General features: G+C 32.1%; 20 protein-coding genes and 2 pseudogenes. All 22 read right to left on the reverse strand.

The window, feature by feature from the left end; translation table 11 throughout:
- Window positions 1-4: 4 nt before the first annotated feature.
- The 22 genes and pseudogenes from KQI86_RS19335 to KQI86_RS19440 all read right to left on the reverse strand — a co-directional run bounded on the left by KQI86_RS19335 (window position 5) and on the right by KQI86_RS19440 (window position 16,696).
- Complete coding sequence (locus KQI86_RS19335) at window positions 5-1,087, reverse strand: hypothetical protein (protein WP_216441103.1); 1,083 nt, start codon at window positions 1,085-1,087, stop codon at window positions 5-7.
- A gap of 11 nt (window positions 1,088-1,098) precedes the next feature.
- Window positions 1,099-1,713, reverse strand: coding sequence for a YmfQ family protein (locus KQI86_RS19340; protein ID WP_216441059.1), 615 nt, complete (start codon window positions 1,711-1,713; stop codon window positions 1,099-1,101).
- A 3-nt stretch (window positions 1,714-1,716) separates the two neighbouring features.
- Window positions 1,717-3,687, reverse strand: coding sequence for a hypothetical protein (locus tag KQI86_RS19345; protein WP_216441060.1), 1,971 nt, complete (start codon window positions 3,685-3,687; stop codon window positions 1,717-1,719).
- Window positions 3,688-3,690: 3 nt separating this feature from the next.
- On the reverse strand, window positions 3,691-4,734 hold the full coding sequence (locus tag KQI86_RS19350; RefSeq protein WP_246582911.1) for a baseplate J/gp47 family protein: 1,044 nt from the start codon (window positions 4,732-4,734) through the stop codon (window positions 3,691-3,693).
- Between the two features lie 3 nt (window positions 4,735-4,737).
- A complete protein-coding gene (locus KQI86_RS19355; RefSeq protein WP_216441061.1) occupies window positions 4,738-5,151 on the reverse strand; it encodes a DUF2634 domain-containing protein in 414 nt (137 codons plus the stop codon).
- 2 nt (window positions 5,152-5,153) lie between these two features.
- Window positions 5,154-5,486, reverse strand: a complete 333-nt coding sequence (locus KQI86_RS19360) for a DUF2577 domain-containing protein (RefSeq protein ID WP_216441062.1) — start codon at window positions 5,484-5,486, stop codon at window positions 5,154-5,156.
- 2 nt (window positions 5,487-5,488) lie between these two features.
- Window positions 5,489-6,463 (reverse strand): XkdQ/YqbQ family protein, encoded by a 975-nt coding sequence (locus KQI86_RS19365; RefSeq protein ID WP_216441063.1) that lies wholly within the window; start codon window positions 6,461-6,463, stop codon window positions 5,489-5,491.
- Between the two features lie 8 nt (window positions 6,464-6,471).
- Window positions 6,472-7,128 carry a LysM peptidoglycan-binding domain-containing protein gene (locus KQI86_RS19370; protein ID WP_216441064.1) on the reverse strand — a complete coding sequence of 219 codons (657 nt, stop codon included), beginning with the start codon at window positions 7,126-7,128 and terminating at the stop codon, window positions 6,472-6,474.
- Window positions 7,128-9,245, reverse strand: a complete 2,118-nt coding sequence (locus KQI86_RS19375) for a phage tail tape measure protein (RefSeq protein ID WP_216441065.1) — start codon at window positions 9,243-9,245, stop codon at window positions 7,128-7,130. Before KQI86_RS19375 ends, KQI86_RS19370 begins: the two co-directional genes overlap by 1 nt.
- 62 nt (window positions 9,246-9,307) lie before the next feature.
- A complete protein-coding gene (locus KQI86_RS19380) occupies window positions 9,308-9,790 on the reverse strand; it encodes a hypothetical protein (protein WP_216441066.1) in 483 nt (160 codons plus the stop codon).
- A gap of 228 nt (window positions 9,791-10,018) precedes the next feature.
- A complete protein-coding gene (locus KQI86_RS19385) occupies window positions 10,019-10,432 on the reverse strand; it encodes a phage tail assembly chaperone (RefSeq protein WP_216441100.1) in 414 nt (137 codons plus the stop codon).
- Window positions 10,433-10,457: 25 nt separating this feature from the next.
- Window positions 10,458-10,922, reverse strand: coding sequence for a phage tail tube protein (locus tag KQI86_RS19390; RefSeq protein WP_216441067.1), 465 nt, complete (start codon window positions 10,920-10,922; stop codon window positions 10,458-10,460).
- A gap of 3 nt (window positions 10,923-10,925) precedes the next feature.
- Window positions 10,926-12,242, reverse strand: coding sequence for a phage tail sheath family protein (locus KQI86_RS19395; protein ID WP_216441068.1), 1,317 nt, complete (start codon window positions 12,240-12,242; stop codon window positions 10,926-10,928).
- Complete coding sequence (locus tag KQI86_RS19400) at window positions 12,243-12,419, reverse strand: hypothetical protein (RefSeq protein ID WP_216441069.1); 177 nt, start codon at window positions 12,417-12,419, stop codon at window positions 12,243-12,245. It abuts the gene before it with no gap.
- Complete coding sequence (locus tag KQI86_RS19405) at window positions 12,412-12,870, reverse strand: phage tail terminator family protein (RefSeq protein WP_216441070.1); 459 nt, start codon at window positions 12,868-12,870, stop codon at window positions 12,412-12,414. The genes KQI86_RS19400 and KQI86_RS19405 overlap by 8 nt, the downstream gene beginning before the upstream one ends.
- Window positions 12,857-13,018 (reverse strand): annotated as a pseudogene (locus KQI86_RS19410) (HK97 gp10 family phage protein); the annotation flags it as partial. The gene KQI86_RS19405 and the pseudogene KQI86_RS19410, both read right to left, overlap by 14 nt.
- 215 nt (window positions 13,019-13,233) lie before the next feature.
- Window positions 13,234-14,055, reverse strand: coding sequence for a helix-turn-helix domain-containing protein (locus KQI86_RS19415; protein WP_216441071.1), 822 nt, complete (start codon window positions 14,053-14,055; stop codon window positions 13,234-13,236).
- Window positions 14,056-14,192: 137 nt separating this feature from the next.
- Window positions 14,193-14,537 (reverse strand): annotated as a pseudogene (locus KQI86_RS19420) (HK97 gp10 family phage protein); the annotation flags it as partial.
- A complete protein-coding gene (locus KQI86_RS19425; RefSeq protein ID WP_216441073.1) occupies window positions 14,537-14,908 on the reverse strand; it encodes a hypothetical protein in 372 nt (123 codons plus the stop codon). The gene KQI86_RS19425 and the pseudogene KQI86_RS19420, both read right to left, overlap by 1 nt.
- Entirely contained in the window at window positions 14,905-15,279 is a 375-nt protein-coding gene (locus KQI86_RS19430; protein ID WP_216441074.1) for a phage head-tail connector protein, read from the reverse strand. Before KQI86_RS19430 ends, KQI86_RS19425 begins: the two co-directional genes overlap by 4 nt.
- A gap of 46 nt (window positions 15,280-15,325) precedes the next feature.
- Window positions 15,326-16,351 carry a major capsid protein gene (locus KQI86_RS19435; protein ID WP_216441075.1) on the reverse strand — a complete coding sequence of 342 codons (1,026 nt, stop codon included), beginning with the start codon at window positions 16,349-16,351 and terminating at the stop codon, window positions 15,326-15,328.
- Between the two features lie 18 nt (window positions 16,352-16,369).
- Window positions 16,370-16,696 carry a hypothetical protein gene (locus tag KQI86_RS19440; protein ID WP_216441076.1) on the reverse strand — a complete coding sequence of 109 codons (327 nt, stop codon included), beginning with the start codon at window positions 16,694-16,696 and terminating at the stop codon, window positions 16,370-16,372.
- Between the last annotated feature and the right edge of the window lies 1 nt (window position 16,697).

The raw sequence follows: 16,697 nt of genomic DNA on the forward strand, positions 1-16,697 counted from the left end.
CCTTTTAGTTAAATTCTACTACATACCAGTACCATACTTTTGATTCGGTACGAGACCGTATAACTAAATTCGATTCAGAAACTACTAGTTGCTTTCTCACATAGGATATGTTACTTAAATCAGTTGTCTTGAAAGACGCAAAAGCAAGAGTTTTTGAAACATTAACACGATTTATAGGTATTGGATACATAAATTGTGTTGAACTAATTACTCCTTGTTGGACTGATTTAATATTATCAAATTCAATTACACGCCAGTATACAGTTGCAGCACCATAAGCGTTTCCGTTGTTTCTTTGTATATTAAGTGTATTGTTATTGAATAGTTGCCCCATAAAATACGTTGTCGTTCTATCAACAGATGATTCATCTTCAATTATTACAACGCTCTTATTAAAATCAACTGTCGATATCGTTATATTGGCATTTGCAATATCTGATTGAAAATAATATTCACCACTTTGTATACTTTTAATCGCGTTACATCCACCACTACTACGAATAAAAAAATTGCTACCTACCCTCACAAAACTGTAAGGTTTATTTGCTTTTAATTCTCCTGCTTTTAAATTATTTCCTTCGGAGTTTACCAGTTGTATAGCTCCTAAGTTATTTATATTAAGAGTTGGATTGTCGCCACAATCAACGTGTGGAATTATAGTTATTGTTAAACCATCAACATAAGAGCTTGGGGCAGGGCTTAAAGTTAATGTATATGCAGTAGATGTGCCTGCAGTCTTACCGTACCCAGGATTTCTTACATAATCCTTCGCCATTTGAGCCAATTCCGACTCAATAGTGGCTCCTGAACTAGTCTTAATATCTGTTGCACTTAGCGTAATGTCTGCGGATAAAGCTTTGCTATTAACTTTTCTACCCGTAGGAACTGCTCCTACGTCAGCAGCACTTAAACTTACTGCTCCTGTTTTTCCATTTACAGAAGTAACTGGAACTTTTATATTTGATGCCTTTGTATCTATCTCTTTTATTTTTGTGTCAATTACATCTGCATTGTAATTTAAATCATCAATATTTACTACATCTGTACCATCTGGCTTTTTGAGCCCATAATTAGCTGTAGTTTTCAATATAATCACCTCTATTCATATACTTTCAAGTCATTCCATGATTTAGTTTTAGCATTGCCCCATGTTAATTTATTTTCATTTAAGTGGTCCCAAACTGTATAAGTGTATTTAAAGTCATAGGACAAATGCGCAGGCTTAATTGTGTCTAGCATATCTTTAAACCCTGCTAAGTTCTTTGGAATACCTTTAATACCTATAAATTGCACTGTAAAAGAATAGCTTTCAGGGTGTTCTATTATTTCAACTTCTCCACCACTGAAAGCTTCTGCTGTTTCTTTTATCATCTTTTTAGTTACAGTACCATGACCTCTTTTTTTAGCCTTTAATATCTCTCTTCTTTCTTCATAGCTTTTATTTATATCTGTGTTGATTCCATACTCTTTTTCCCATAAGGTTAGACCCCATGTAGCAGTATCAATAAAGCATTGCTTAAGTAAATCTTGTATATTCCAATTCAAAAGTCCTAATTCATATCCTACAACATCATCTATTACTATAAATTCTCTAATTTCTCTTAAAATTGGAGGTAAGTAAGCTAACAGATCTGGTCTATATAAATTTATCTCTTCCGTTGAAGATGATTCTTCGCCATATTTAGTAGCACCATACTTTGTAGATCCATACACTTACTACACCCCCTTTAAATTGTTCCATGTAACGGGACCTGTGTTCATTTTTCCATCTAAAGCAGATTGTAAACCTGTGACATTAGCTATCGTATGAGTATGAGCATTGGGAGCCGCAGTAATAGTTATATTAGTACTTCCATCGAAACTAACTCCATTTATTGTTCTAGCTGTCTGCAACTTAGTGGCTGTAGTTGCATTTCCTCCATTAGCAGGTAAGCTAGTTGGGAAGTCTGTTATTTGTGATTTAGTATGTGTGTGGCTTGAAGGTGTAAATGTACTTGGCTTTCCTGTTACTCCTGTCCATGGAACACTATCAGCAACCTCTGCTGCATCAACCTTACCATTATTATTTTTATCATAAACAGATGCAAGCATATCACCATATCCAGCATTACCTAACTCCTGTTTTGTTGCAAACTTAGAATCTGCTTCGGTTTCAGTATAGTATCTATCGTCATGAGTATGTACATTAGGATTAGCTGTAATAGTTATATCAGAACTCCCATCAAAATTCACTCCATTGATTTTCCTTGCTGTTCGCAATTTAGTAGCACTATCAGCGTTAACATTAATTGATTTTGTTGTTGGGTTTATGGTTATTGTAGTCCCAATATTAACTGGCTTGTCACTATCATAATTAAGATACAAAGTATCAGGGGTTTCACCTGTTGCACTACTGCCTGATATCCCTCTTACCACTAACGGTCTATCTGCTGCTGAACCATCTATAATTAATTGGCCTGTTACAGTGTCACCTGCTTTATTAACTGGCGTATAAGATAATTTATTTTGCTTTTTAGCTAATTCAGTATCAACATATGTCTTATCAGACTTTGCGTTCCATGCTGTTCTTTCAGCAGCAGTTATGTGTTTTACGCTATCGGTTGTGTGTGTATCAAACTCTGTCTTAGTAGCTTGTTTAACATTATCTACACTACTTAATCCAACATCACTTTTAGTAGTACCATGAGGATTAGTTCCTGAAGGATGGGTATAAACATTTGTCTCTGTTCCATTTATTTTTATATTTCCATTGGTGCTACTATTTTCTATTTTAGTGGATCCAGTAGCTACTCCATCTAATTTTCCTTTATAACTATTATCAAAATCATTAGTTGATAGTCCTTTGCCTGTTACCTTATCAACCTTGTTACTTACAGTATTCCAATTAGCTTTTTCCGTATCACTTACAAATCTTTTGTTTGCATTTTCAACTATAATATCAGCACTATGTGTTGAAGGGTGAATATATTTATTAGCTCCCTGCTCTATCCCAGCAAGTTTATTTTTCTCTACTGTAGTATAGTCCTCTGTACTTAACTGCTTTCCTACTATTTTATCAACCTTTTTACTCAATTCATTAGTCATAGTTCCAGCAAAGTCTGCATCATTATTTAACGCCTTTGCTATCTCTTGTAAAGTATCTAGAGCTTCAGGAGCAGTTCCTATAACATCTTGTATCTTCTGTAAAACTTCTTCCTTAGTAAATACCTGTTCTTTTAAATATCTTTTATTTAATTCAGTATCAACATAGGTTTTATCAGCCTTATTATTTTCAACTAATGTTGTCCTATTTTTTAAATTACTTACTTCTAGATCATTAACATTTTTATATCTATCTATCTCTTTCTGTGTGTTAACTATGCTTTCTTGAACCTTGTTTATGTCTTCTGCTTCTACAGTATCTCCAGTAGTTTCATAGGTAATATAGACTTTAGAATAACTACTAAATATCTTTATTGTTCTTTTCCATGGTGTAACACTTGGAGTAGATAGAATAAAATTCTCTATTTTATTCCCTGTAAGTTTAGGGCCAGTATATACTCTTACACTAGAATTACTTACATTGTCATGTTCTAACTCTCCCTCGTAAACTCCATCTGTAATACTTACCTCTTCTTCAATAACATAGGTACTTCCATCAACCTTATTTAGCTTTTCTGTAAACTTATCTATGCTTTGTGGGTACAATTATCACACCCCCAATTCCACTGTTCCTAAGACTGGTATTTCTTCATCTTGTAAACCTACATTAGATGTAGAATCATTAACCTTCAAATCTGCATAATCTAAAACTCCTGGAGTACTAAGAAGTAGATTTCCTATCCTCGCTATACTAATATAAGATAATTCAAAAGCTATATCCTTCAAATATTTATCTAACAACTTATTAAATTCATTCTGAACCTCTCCAATGTTAAAACCACTAGATAATACTATCTTAGCAGTTATATTTATGGATTTCTCTACAGCTCCTTTTACAGTAACTTTTGAACCTATGGGTCTAACTTCTTCTATATGGTTGTAAACTTTGTCTATTAGATCCTGTGAAGGTGCTTTCTTGTTACTATCCACTATAACTACTTTAATAGTGCCATTACCGTTCCAAAGAGGAAATACTTTTACTTTACCAACTCCATTTACTTCAAGAGCCCATTGTTTATAATGATTGGAGTTACCAGAGGTAGTAGGATTTTGAATCTTCTCTGTGAACCTATTATATAAGCTCTCACCTTCTTCAATGTCCTGTCCTTCGTTTAATGTTTCCCCTAGCTCTGCAGTTGCCAAATTTTCTATATAATCTATGGGAATTAAAGTTCCTGCTGGCTTATTTCCTATAGACCCTAATTCTTCACATTCAATTTTATATATACCAGTATCTATCTTTTCTATTGCTTTATAATTAATACCATCTATAGAAAATCTACTGTTTAATGGTATGTCTATTAGTTTATTTTCACTATTATAAAATAACCCTTTCTTAATAGATTGGGTTGGTTGTTTTCTATACATTCCTATTTCACTTACTCTTTTTTCTAAAAATTCTTCCGGAGTGTCTACCTGGGCAAAAGTGTACTCTAAAAATCTATCTAAGTTAGAATAAGCCATAGCTAATTCTAAAGCTATAGGAGCTAAGGAATCATGTATTATACTACCTTCTCTTTTATCTAAATCATTAGGAACTTTATCCATCATTCTGTTAAGTATAATTTCTTCTGTATTTACTTCTTCATACAACTACTACACCTCCTTAGTTACTTCAAAATCCCCATAAATAGAAAAGACAGTGAAATCTACTATTACACCATCTTTATCATATTTAAATATAAAATTATCTATATTATTAATTCTTTCATCTTGAATTAATGCTTCTGTTACTCTTCTTTTAATCTCACTCTCTGTTATATCTCTATCTTTACCAGTTAAATCTTTTAATTCACTGCCATAGTTCCAGCTGTAAATAAGATGCTCATATCTTTCGGTATTCAATATTAATTGTATCGCTTGCTTAAGAGCTTCAACATCATCACAAATTCCTACTACTTTTCCTTTTTCAAAGTCAATTTTATAAGTTTTTGTTGGTTCAATTACTTCTTCTACCTCTAAGTTATCAGATATAATTGCTCCTTGTGGTAATATACTAACATTACTCATATTTACACCACCTTATCTAGGACAACATATTGCTGCCCACCTTGTACCCTTAAAAGCAACACCCTGTCCCTTTGTTTCAATCCTTCTCTTATAACTATTTTATTTAGTTCTTTAGAAGTTGAACCATTGGAATAACTATGACTATGGCCTAAATCTATTTCATACCTAGTTAGACTTTCAGGAATAATAAAAAACTCTTTAGGGAGTATAAGCTTTTGATCTATTTTTATTTTAAAGTTCTTATCATCTAGTACTTCACCAAATATTATATTAACAGGGTTACTTGCTCCTACTGCATCCACTCCAGCCTTCTTTATAACATCTATCATTCCCATATCTACACCACCTTTAAATCAAAATCCATAACTAAACTTCCCTTTTCAAATTTATGTGTAGCATCTTCTATTAAATAATATTGACTTATGCCTTTTTCCTTTATATCTACATAGACACCACTACCAGCTCTTAGCTTTAAGTCTGCTGCTATATCTGTACTTACCACATCTTTTAATTTTAGAGTTTTAGTTTCTCTATTCTTAAGTTTTAATGTGTTATTAACCATTTCTTCTATTTGTGCTTTATTCATATTTTCATCTACCTTATGAAAATACTGCAATCTTCCCCATTTAGCTATACTATTGCTGTCTTGTGCAATATAAACATCTCTGCCATTAGTGTCTTTATTATCTTTAACCATTTTAATTCTGTTATAAGTATCATTATCTATGCTGTTTTTCCAATCATAATCACCTAAATTACTATCATCTGAAATTACAACTTGTTGCTTCATATTATTTATATTTTTCAAACAAAGAGCTCCAAAATTATCATATAAGGTATAAGTCTTTCCTGTTGATAATAATGTCTTTTCTAATGCGCTGTATATTATATCTAGGAGCTTTTTATCATCCTCTAGTAACTGTGGAATAGTATATCCTGTATCTTCTATTGTTCCTATCTTCAAGCCTGTATCTTTTGCTATCTGTGATATTATTTGACTAGCTTTTTTATTAACGAATGCATAACCATCATTGCTCAATAAGTACCTTATCTGGTCATAAGCTGTTACTTTTATTTCTTGGTCTTTACTACCACTTATATCAAATACATATCCGTAAAACACATTGTTATTATCTACTTTAAAGCTTACTACATCACCATTGCTTATAGTTACATTTGGATCTTTAATGAATTGAAAATCTAAACTTGAAGATTTACCTTTTCTTTTAGTTTTCCATGCGACTTCTGTAATGAGTTCAGATATATTAAACATATTTCCATTTTTATTATCTAACAATAATTCAATTTGCATAATATCACCTACGGTATTTTAAATAATTGTCCTGGATAAATTACATCAGGATTTTTTATATTGTTTAGTTGTGCTATTTCTTTATATCTACTACCATCACCTAAATATTTTTTTGCTATTTTCCATAAAGTATCTCCATTAACAACAGTATGTGTTTTTTGCTTAGGCTTTTCTACTGGTCTTGGCTGATTAGTTTTTACTGTAGGCTTGCTAGTATTACTTTGCTTAGTAGCTACGAATACTTTTCTAGCTGCGTAAGGTCTATATCTCTTAAGCTCTATAGAATAATATATGTCTCCTACTTCTCCACCTTTTTCAGTTAGCTTTAAGCTTTCTATGGTAAATAAATCATTAATATCTAAAGGGCTTCCTGTAAATATGAATCTTACCTTTTCTTGTTTTTCTCTCCAATTTCTAATTTTAGAAATATAAAAGTCCGGAGAAAAAAGTTGCTCCGAACTTACATATGGTCCTGTACTCTTAGGAAAATAACTTTCAAAAGATATTTGAGTTAATTTAGGCTTATTTATTACATTAATTTCACCAATATTAATAATATCAAAGGTTTTGTTATCACCATCTTCATTAAATTCTATCTTTTCAGGGAGAATAGGAAGTGTAAATCCTTCATCACCATTACTCACTCCTAAATACATCTTGTACATTAAGCATATACCCCCTCTGCACTATTAGCTAATTCATTTTCCATATAATTTTCTATCTTAGAGATTATTTTATTAATATCAGCTTCCTCTTTTATATCTCCTGTAGTTACTTGTACTGTAGGAGTTAGAGTAACAAAGTTTTGTATGCTTTCCTGCTCTGCTAAATCTCTCATAAGTTCTAAGTTTTCATTGCTTACGTCTATGCTATCCTTAATCTTTCCAAGATTATCATTAGTTGTACCAAACCCATCTTTTTGATCCATATTCCAATCATTTAGTAATGCATTTTGGTCTCCCATTAAAGAAGATACATCTGGAGTATTAGGCATTTTAAAACTAAATTTATCCCCTAAATTTTTACCAAAATTATAACCTGAATCGTATGCATCACTATAATTTATTCTTTTATCAATTGTAGGCATTGTTCTATCAAGTGTTATCGCTTTATCGTTTCCTCCCCATTTAAGTACATTATCTTGGAGAGAAGAAAGTCCTGAAGTCCAATCTGTACCAAATATTGCATCAATAATTTTAGTTACTACTTTTCCAAGGGATAAAAACCATGAAATAATTTCGCCAATTAGATTTGCAACAGCACCACCAAAACTATTAAACCCACCATTCGCCGCATTTAAAACCCATTCAATTATCCCAATGAATGGTTCAGCGAATATTGACCACACAGCCTGGATGATTGCATTAATTACACCTATAATGATGTTCCAAATAATTGTACCTGCAACTGCAATTGAACCGACTATCATACCTGTTGCACTTAGTGATGTACCTGCAAATTTATTAACTGCTCCTATAGCTGCATAAAACACTGCAATTAATAAAAGTATACCTCCGACTATCCAAGTTATAGGACATGCTAAAATAGCTGCGTTTAATCCCCACTGTGATGCTGTTGCTGCTGCATCTGCATTAGCTTTGGCTAGTGTTGTTTTTCCATGAATTGCTGTAGCAATTGCAGAGGCAAGTTGTATTCCTTTAGATATTCCTTGTACTATATTATAAGCAATCATTGCACCTTTAAGTGTAACGATTGCTCCTATAGCTGCAGCTAGTATAGGACTTATAATTCCCCAATTATTTTGTATAGAACTTCCTATAGATTGTATTATATTAGATAACCTTAACCCAGCATTAACAACTGTAACTATCCCATTAGCTAACCCATCAAAAAACGGTTGGAACTTTCCCTCTTTGAATCCTTCATTTAAAGTCTTCAATAAAGGCTTTATAGCTTCCAATGCATTATTACCTGCTTTAGAAAAAGATGTTTGAATATTAGCTATAAGATTATCCCATAAAGATATGGCCGCACCTGCTGCCTCTTCTACTGCCAACTGGGTACCACCTTTCTCATTTAACATATGATTAAACTTTTCCATAAAATCATCAATATTAGACGCTTCTTTTAATTGTTTAATTTCATCACTTCCAAAACCAAACCTAGATTTTAAAGACATTCCATCTCCGCCTAAAATTTCTTTAAGAGCAAATCCTGCACCTTCTAAACCTTGGCTTGGATCTAAAAATGCTAGTCTTTCACTCAATTTATTTAGGTCCATAAGCTTATCCGTATTTTTTGTGAATTGGATAAACTGTCTGGAAATAGCCGCAAAGTCCTTAAGCCCATATTGGCTTATAAGTGCATAATCGTTTATTTTTTCAAAGTATGCTTTTCCTACATCCTTATTCCCTAACATTCCAGAGATAGTGATTAGTTGTCTTTCCAGATTAGCAGCACCACCTATAGTTGAATCTAAGCCTTTTTTTATCGTTTGGAATCCTAGATAAGCACCTACAAGCCCTTTTACCTTACCCGTTAGTCCTCCAGCTGAATCTATTCCATTGTTAAAGGAATTATTTAATCTATCTTGACTACTTCTAGCCCTATCCTGCTCCTTTACTAGTTCTTGTAAGCCTGAGCCAGCTCTTTGAATTGCTTCTCTAGCTGAATTTAAACTATTAGTTATTCTTATATCTCTGTTTGCACTCTTATTCATATTGTCCATAGCTGATATGGTGAGGTTTAAAGCTTGTGTTACTTGTTGTAAGGGTCTCGTCATTTGGTCGAACATTCTTAAACTTGTTGATACTGTAGACATCCTATCACCTCACTTCTAGGAATAATAAAAAGCACCTAACTTAAATAAGTGCTTTTTTTATATTACAATTCAACTTTCTGTTTTTCTTCTTGCTTTTTTATCAAAGGTCTTAATGTATCTACTAATTTAGCTGCTCCTTTTATAGCATTTGCTTCAAAATCTTCAAATATTATATATGCAGTATCTTCAGAACTGTTCTCATAACTTATAATAGCTTTACAAGTAACTTTTCTCTTTTCTTTTGTTTTTGGTGCTGACCCTATAATTGCACCTGATACCCCAAATGTAGCTGCTCCAATAACACCTTTTGTCATACTTGATTTTGTATATTTTTCTATATCTATATCCATATCAAAATCTATTGAATATATTTTATCTATTTTTAAACTATATTCTTTATCACCAGATTCAATGACTAATTTATCATTATATACAGTAACTGTACAATACATCTTTTCTGGTATTTCTAATCCTATTAAATGTCTAAGATCAAATTTTCCTAACTCTCCAGTTACATCTTTTTTCTTTCTAAAAAACAAACCCATAGCAACCCCTCCCTTTAGTTATCTTAATATTAACAAATATTTCTTAATAGCTCAATAACTACCTCTTCATTTTATTTGCAGCCTTCTTTTCATTTTCTATATGAAGGTCTATACTTGCATATATGTAGGCTCTTTCTTTTCTATCCATGTTCATTAATGTGCTAGGGAGGATTTTAAGTCTGTGGAGGGCATAGTGAGCATAATTAGCGTCACTATCGCCCTCCTTTATTAGTTTTTTGCTTCTTCAATAAGCTCCTGCATACCTTTGTCATATCCGTTTACCTGGCTAACTATGCTTGACCATTCTGCATATTCACCATCACTCATCTTGGCTTTCATGGCATTTAATAATTCCTCTGCACCCATAACTGTCCATGCTGATTGCAACTCTGCATTTTTCAAGTCTGGATAAGTTGTAGTTTCTATTATTAAATTAGCAATATACTTATCTTGGTCTGTTTCTATTATTTTTTGACCCTTTGCAATAGTAACCTTTCGGCATTTTTTTCTTATCTCATCACCCGTAGTGGCTCCTATAGGCTTAAACTTCATCTTTCTTTTTCTTCCACCCATAGTTATTTCTCTCTCTATTTCTTCTACTTCTTCAAAGCTATCCATTAAAAAATCTTTAAAATCCATTATACATTCCTCCTATTATTATCCTGTCTTATCCTAATACTGGTTTATTAAATGCATTTAATATGTCTACATCCTCAAATGTAAAGCTCATGTCCTCTTCCAAAACTTCACTATCAACATCAAAGGCAGTCATACTCACTTCATCCAGATTACAGTTTTTTAGTACAACTGTTTGTTTACCTAAACCACTTGTTGGATCTTCATTGGTTACAGTAATATCAAAGTAAACATCCTTACCTTCTTTCATATATTTAAGCATAAGCTCCCTGAAAAGAGTGGTTGCATAATAAACAGTAAGAGTACCTGTGCCCTTCCAGCCGGCTGCTTTGTTTTGCGTTCCTCTTCTACCAAGTGTTTTTATCTCAGTTTTCTGCTTTTCCACCTTAGATTCTATCTTCTTAGCATAAAAAAGCTCTTCATTACGGCCTTCTATAGTGATATAGGCTCTCGCTTCTTGTCCACTAATAGTATCTTCTGCTTTAAAAAATCCCATATGTTATTGCACCTCCACTTCCATATAAAGTTTTTCCATACTGTCTATAGGTTGTACTCCTACTCTAGCAAATACGGAGTCTTTGTCCTCTCCTTGTAATGTTGTTATATCTCCTGTAGTAACATTCTCTATTGCTCCTATGCCTTGTAAAGTTTCCAAACGTTTTATTATATCTTTTTTAAATAAATTTCTACCATCTTCATTATTAGAGATTTTACCTATATAATTATTTTCATATAAGGTTTTAATATCGTTTCCTATAGCGTCTAATGTTCTTATAACCCTATTTTTTCTAAAGTCTTTATTCTTATCTTCTGTAAAAGTTTTTAAGGTATTTATATCCTGTTCTATAACTACTCTGTTATTACTTATTGTAAATACTATTTCACCATTCTTAAGAGCAGTTTCAACCTCTTTATTTGTATATCTGGTTTCAACATCTATGGATCCCTCATAAGTACTATAAGTTAAAGATTGATTAACATTTGCCCCTGCGGTAGCACCTGCAACAAAAGCTACGGCCTTATCAGAAGAAATAACTATCATATCATTTAAAATTACACCATTCTTAACAGAAATTATTCCCTCATAATCAGCTTGTGGGTAGTTTTCAAGTACACATTGTACCTTTTTCCCTTCTTGATCCCTGAGCCTTCTAATAAAAGTTGTAGCTATAGCTTTAATACTAGAATCCTTTGTAGGAATTGCCATTGTGTTAAAATCATACAGTTCTATTTGATTCAAATAATCCGTATAATCTCCATTGGTAACTGTACCATCATCAGCTCCACTAAGAATAATACCCGCAGTAGCTTTTAATTCTCCAGTACCTTTAAACTCTACAAAAGAGTTAGGATTTAAATTCTCTATAGTTTTAACTCCTATTTGTTTATCTACTTGCCTATTTCCCAATATTGTTATTACATCAAAAGAAGTTTCATCATCAATATTGTTTTGTATAATAACTTTAATGCTATTGCCCTTTATTCCACTATATTTAGCAGTTACAGTTAACCCCTCAATTGTAGTTGTTGCCTTAGTTCCTGTATTAAGTCTATATAGCAAAAGTTTCTTTGCTCTTTTAAGTGCTTCTCTTATTAATAATGTACTTTCTTCCGTTACATCTAATCCTATTAGGTCAAATAAATCATCATCAACACTTATTTCTATTACTTCCTTCTCTGGCCCCCATGGAAGATTTAAAGGTATTGTAACTATTCCTCTTTCTCCAAAGATACTAGTGTCTTTCTTTTTAGATTTAAAGTTTATATAGGCTCCTGGTCTAATTTTATTTTGTTTAGTCCATGTTCCTCCTGCCATCTATTTCACCTCTTTCTTATTAAAATCATCTATAATCTTTTTAGCTTCATCTAAGGAATACTCTTTATTCTCTAGTAAAGCTTTAAGTATATCTTTTTCAATCCTATTAAATTTACTAGAATTGATAATCTGCTCTTTAGTAAATCTAAGTTCTTGATTAATCTCATTCTTAGCCATTCTTAGTTATTACCTCCTTGTCTAAGGCTTGCATTTTAGGCGATTCCTCTATTTGCTTAATCACTTTGTAGTTAAACTGTAAGAAGAAGTGTAAAACTCCATCTATAACTTCATGTGTCATTTTATTAGCTCTATACAAGCTATTACCTACTTGTACATATTCAAGCACCTCATAGAGCTTATCAGCCATGCTTAAGCAATCTGAATTAACATCTTCTTTCTCACTAAAATAATGAATATCAAAAGATATATTTTTATTGTATCTTCTGTTAAGCTCTTTATTTTGCCCTGAACTCAAAATCTTAATAAAAAAACAAGGCTCTTCAAAGCCCTGCTCTATTTTTTCATTATGTATATCTATATTAGGAAATTTTCTGTCTAACAGTTGATTAATACCTATCTTTAAATCATTTATATTGGATATATTATCACTTCCCTTATACTCTACCATTCAATATTTGTTCCAGTAGTTCTACTTGCTTTCTTTCAAGAAACTTAGGTAGTTGTCTTTCTATTTCATTCATAGATATTTCAACCATGAAACGCCCCTCAACCCATCCTTTGTGGTTTCGTGTTCTATGGCCGTTATTTACATATGCATTTTGTTACCGTAAAGGCTTTTTATCCTCTACTTCTTATAGTTTCCTATAAGTTCGGCGTACATTATCAACTAAACAAAAAAAGATAACCATTATAAATTATCTTTCTTAGTTGCCAAGCACTCTTGGAGGGATTATATTTATTCACCCTCTACGCTCTACGGTGTTATTCAACCTTTCGCTATCTGAATAATTACCACGGTGTTGACATGATTTTATTTTATATGTTTCCATGTTCTATTTCTGGCTATTGAATTTATTGCTGATGGACTAACTTTATATCGCTTTGCTATTTCCTTTTGCAATACACCTTTTCTAAGTAAAGCTTTTATTTCACTTACTGATTCTTCAGTTAGTTTACTCAAGTGTTGGATTGAACCTTTAGGAACGTTTTTATCTTCATTAATATTTCTTATTAACCTTTTACCTCTATCTCCTCTTTCATATCTTCCACTTAAACATCCATACTCAATACCAGTTATTTCAGATAATTCAATAAGTGTTATTTCTTTTCCCTTATAATTAACTAAAACATTACTCCTTCTATTTCTTGCTTGCTCTGTATCATTAGACCACCTACAATTGGAAGGCTCGTAATTACCGCTTACATCTATCCTATCAATAGTTAAATTATTTGAATAACCATTACTCAATGCCCATTTCATAAAATGCTCGAAACTATTACTCCATTCATCACAAACCTTAATACCTCTACCACCATAATTAACATAGCTTTTATCCTTTGGATTTATACATCTCTTTTTCATGTTCTGCCATGTTTTATATAATCTTGTTCCAGACATTTTATGTTTATGGTTAATAACTACATTTTTCAAAGCTTGCTCTGAAAGTAAGCAGCCGCAAGATTTAGTATTTCCAGACGTTAAGCAATCAGTCCTTGTTTCAATCTTATTTCCACATTTACAAATACAATTCCAATAATATCTATTTCTTTTACCAGATTGAATTTGCCTTGAAATACCTAACACTTTTAACCTACCAAAAGTTTTACCTGTTAAATCTAAAAAATTAGCCATAATTAATATCCTTTCCCAATATTATACTTTAATTATAGTTCAATCTCTTTTCAATGTCCATGTTTAATATAAATTACATAAAATAAAATTGTAGTTTTCACCGTTTTTGCTCGGTTTTACATGCCCCATTATATTAAGGCATATTCCACATTATTAAATATCTCTACTATATAAGCATTCCCTTGCTTTACTACATTCCCTACCTGCCAGTTACGTCTTAAATGTCCCCCAACCTTGCCATGAGAACCTTTTTTCTTGTATGTTTTTATTTGTCCTTTATTTTTCCCTTTCTTAATTACACTTTGATAAGTTCCATAATCGCCTACTGGAGTACGTTTTTTAATCTTCCTTTCAGCTCTAAATGCCATTTCTAAGAGAAATTCCCTTATCCATCTTTCGACTACTCTTTCATCAAGTGCTTTTTGAAAGCTTTTAGCCATATTCTTAAATTCGGAGTAATCGAAACTACCCATTCCGGCCATTATGAGTTACCCTCTTTACTTAATATTACTTCCTGGTGTGTATTGTAAGGAAAACCTTCTCCAGCTTTATAGTTAGTAGTTTTATTTAGCGCCTTATTAATCACTTCTATAATGTCTCCTTGTTTAATCTCTAATTCAGGGGCTATAAAAAGCTTAAGCTCATATACAACCTTGTTAACTGTATCAGTTTGGTTGTTTTTAGATAAGCTTTGCTTAGATATTTTACAAGGTTGATTTTCATATTTTAGTTTTGGAACCGACTTAGTTTCTTTTGTAATAGGATCTTTAATCTTTTCTGTACCCCCACTTATATTACAAGTACAATCATAAAGGCTTTCTATGGCTTTTCTATATCTTGAATACTTAATCATGACCTCTTCACCTTTCTGAAATTTCTAAGTTCCTTTCCATAATTAAGTACTATATCATCTATAGACTTCTTAGAAGTGCTGGTAACCTCATTACTAGCGCCAAAACTTACACTGGTATCTCCAAGATTTATAGACTTAACATTATCAGACATAGTATCAGATATTTCATCTAAATAAGCTTGATCCACTCTTACTATATCCATGGTCATAGTAGCCCATAAATACATTAAATCTCCAGGTATAGTTTTTATATGGCAATAGTTTAGTATTTTAAATTTTATTTCATATATATAGCTTTTAATTACATCATCTAATTTATCATCTTTTAAGCCTAGCCTTAATTTAACTAAATTCAACACATCATTTTCCATTGACTCACATCCTTAAAAAACAAAGGAGGATTAAACCTCCTTGTGTCTATTTTACTTTAGCTATATATATTTGATCAGCATATGGGAATGATGGTAAACAAGTAGCAACAGCTTTTGTCCATCTAGCTACTGGATCCTTTGTTGAATAAATTTCAGCAATTATATTCCCGAAGGATTCTATCTTAACGTCACTCTTACCTCTTAATTCAATTTCCTCTGCTGTTAGACCGTAAATACTTTCTCCTAACTTACCATCTGGAAGTAGTACAAATTTACCATCTTCAAAGTATCTCTTGGCTGTATATTTACCATTAGCGTTTTGAGTTCTATATTGTGCATCATAAGTGGCAATTTGTGGTAAATCCATTGATGATAGTAACTGATTAAGCATATCTTTAGTTAATACTCTATCTGAATTTGTTCCAAATACTGCTTTTCTTATAGTTGTATTAGTTAGTAATAAATTCAATACAGATTTTGAAGTTAGAGCTCTTGTAGGAGTAAAGCCTGTGTTAGCAACTACCTTATCAGTCCAATTATATATATCATCTAATATTTTTGCTGTTGATGAAGTCCAATCTATTCCACTTAAAGATTGTTGTTCGCTTGGAGTCCCATAATCTATAGTGGCTTTAACCCCATTTTCATTTATAGTGAGCTTACCAGTTGTTACAGCTTCCATTCTCATTGCTTCTACTCTAGTCTTTACACTGCTTACCATATTATCAACATCGTTGAATATATCAGAAATAGCTTGTTTTTCTTCTTGGTTGCTTCTTGGAGAATTTAATTTAATTATTAATCTTTCATCCATTTTTATTTTTCTTTTGATTAATGCCAATTCTTCTACGCTAGAGGAAGCTCCATCCCTTGAACCTATTTCGGTTTCAGTATCAAAACCATGGATAGATGCACTTACTGGAAGGTTATTAGCACCTTTTATCATTTTAAAATCTAAATCCTCAATTTTCTTTTCAGGAAACAGAATATCTCCCAACATAGGTACTGTCTGTCTATTCTTTACATAATTTAATACTTCTTGAGTTGAAAACATCTCTTCTATTCTAGCCATTTATAAAACCACCTTTCATTATCTAAATTTAATTTCTTTTAATGCTGTTTTTGCTTCTTCTGATGGAGCTACTGGAAGTCTTTGTTCTAATACATATCCTTCAAACATTAATGCTCCTGGTTGAGGACCATATGTAACATCTATAGATGTAAAGAGTATTCCTGCTGCAGTACCATCATTAACTATATTTCCGTTAACGTCTAGGATACTACCTGCTGGGACTATCTTTCTCCCTAATTCATCTGGCGTTATACCCTCATTACTTACTGTAGTAGTGAAATTAACATATTTTTCACTTGCTAAAAATTCTGGTTGATTGTCAAAGTTTATTGTTTTTACATACATA

The sequence above is a fragment of the Clostridium mobile genome (genome assembly GCF_018918285.1).
Lineage (GTDB): Bacteria > Bacillota > Clostridia > Clostridiales > Clostridiaceae > Clostridium_AW > Clostridium_AW mobile.

Excerpts from the sequence above, each read along its gene's own strand:
- KQI86_RS19400 (WP_216441069.1), bottom strand. The coding sequence starts at position 12,419 with ATGGCTAAGAATGAGATTAATCAAGAACTTAGATTTACTAAAGAGCAG.
- KQI86_RS19395 (WP_216441068.1), bottom strand. The coding sequence starts at position 12,242 with ATGGCAGGAGGAACATGGACTAAACAAAATAAAATTAGACCAGGAGCC.
- KQI86_RS19390 (WP_216441067.1), bottom strand. The coding sequence starts at position 10,922 with ATGGGATTTTTTAAAGCAGAAGATACTATTAGTGGACAAGAAGCGAGA.
- KQI86_RS19375 (WP_216441065.1), bottom strand. The coding sequence starts at position 9,245 with ATGTCTACAGTATCAACAAGTTTAAGAATGTTCGACCAAATGACGAGA.
- KQI86_RS19365 (WP_216441063.1), bottom strand. The coding sequence starts at position 6,463 with ATGCAAATTGAATTATTGTTAGATAATAAAAATGGAAATATGTTTAAT.
- KQI86_RS19415 (WP_216441071.1), bottom strand. The coding sequence starts at position 14,055 with ATGGCTAATTTTTTAGATTTAACAGGTAAAACTTTTGGTAGGTTAAAA.
- KQI86_RS19425 (WP_216441073.1), bottom strand. The coding sequence starts at position 14,908 with ATGATTAAGTATTCAAGATATAGAAAAGCCATAGAAAGCCTTTATGAT.
- KQI86_RS19360 (WP_216441062.1), bottom strand. The coding sequence starts at position 5,486 with ATGGGAATGATAGATGTTATAAAGAAGGCTGGAGTGGATGCAGTAGGA.
- KQI86_RS19440 (WP_216441076.1), bottom strand. The coding sequence starts at position 16,696 with ATGTATGTAAAAACAATAAACTTTGACAATCAACCAGAATTTTTAGCA.
- KQI86_RS19370 (WP_216441064.1), bottom strand. The coding sequence starts at position 7,128 with ATGTACAAGATGTATTTAGGAGTGAGTAATGGTGATGAAGGATTTACA.
- KQI86_RS19380 (WP_216441066.1), bottom strand. The coding sequence starts at position 9,790 with ATGGGTTTGTTTTTTAGAAAGAAAAAAGATGTAACTGGAGAGTTAGGA.
- KQI86_RS19405 (WP_216441070.1), bottom strand. The coding sequence starts at position 12,870 with ATGGTAGAGTATAAGGGAAGTGATAATATATCCAATATAAATGATTTA.
- KQI86_RS19355 (WP_216441061.1), bottom strand. The coding sequence starts at position 5,151 with ATGAGTAATGTTAGTATATTACCACAAGGAGCAATTATATCTGATAAC.
- KQI86_RS19430 (WP_216441074.1), bottom strand. The coding sequence starts at position 15,279 with ATGGAAAATGATGTGTTGAATTTAGTTAAATTAAGGCTAGGCTTAAAA.
- KQI86_RS19435 (WP_216441075.1), bottom strand. The coding sequence starts at position 16,351 with ATGGCTAGAATAGAAGAGATGTTTTCAACTCAAGAAGTATTAAATTAT.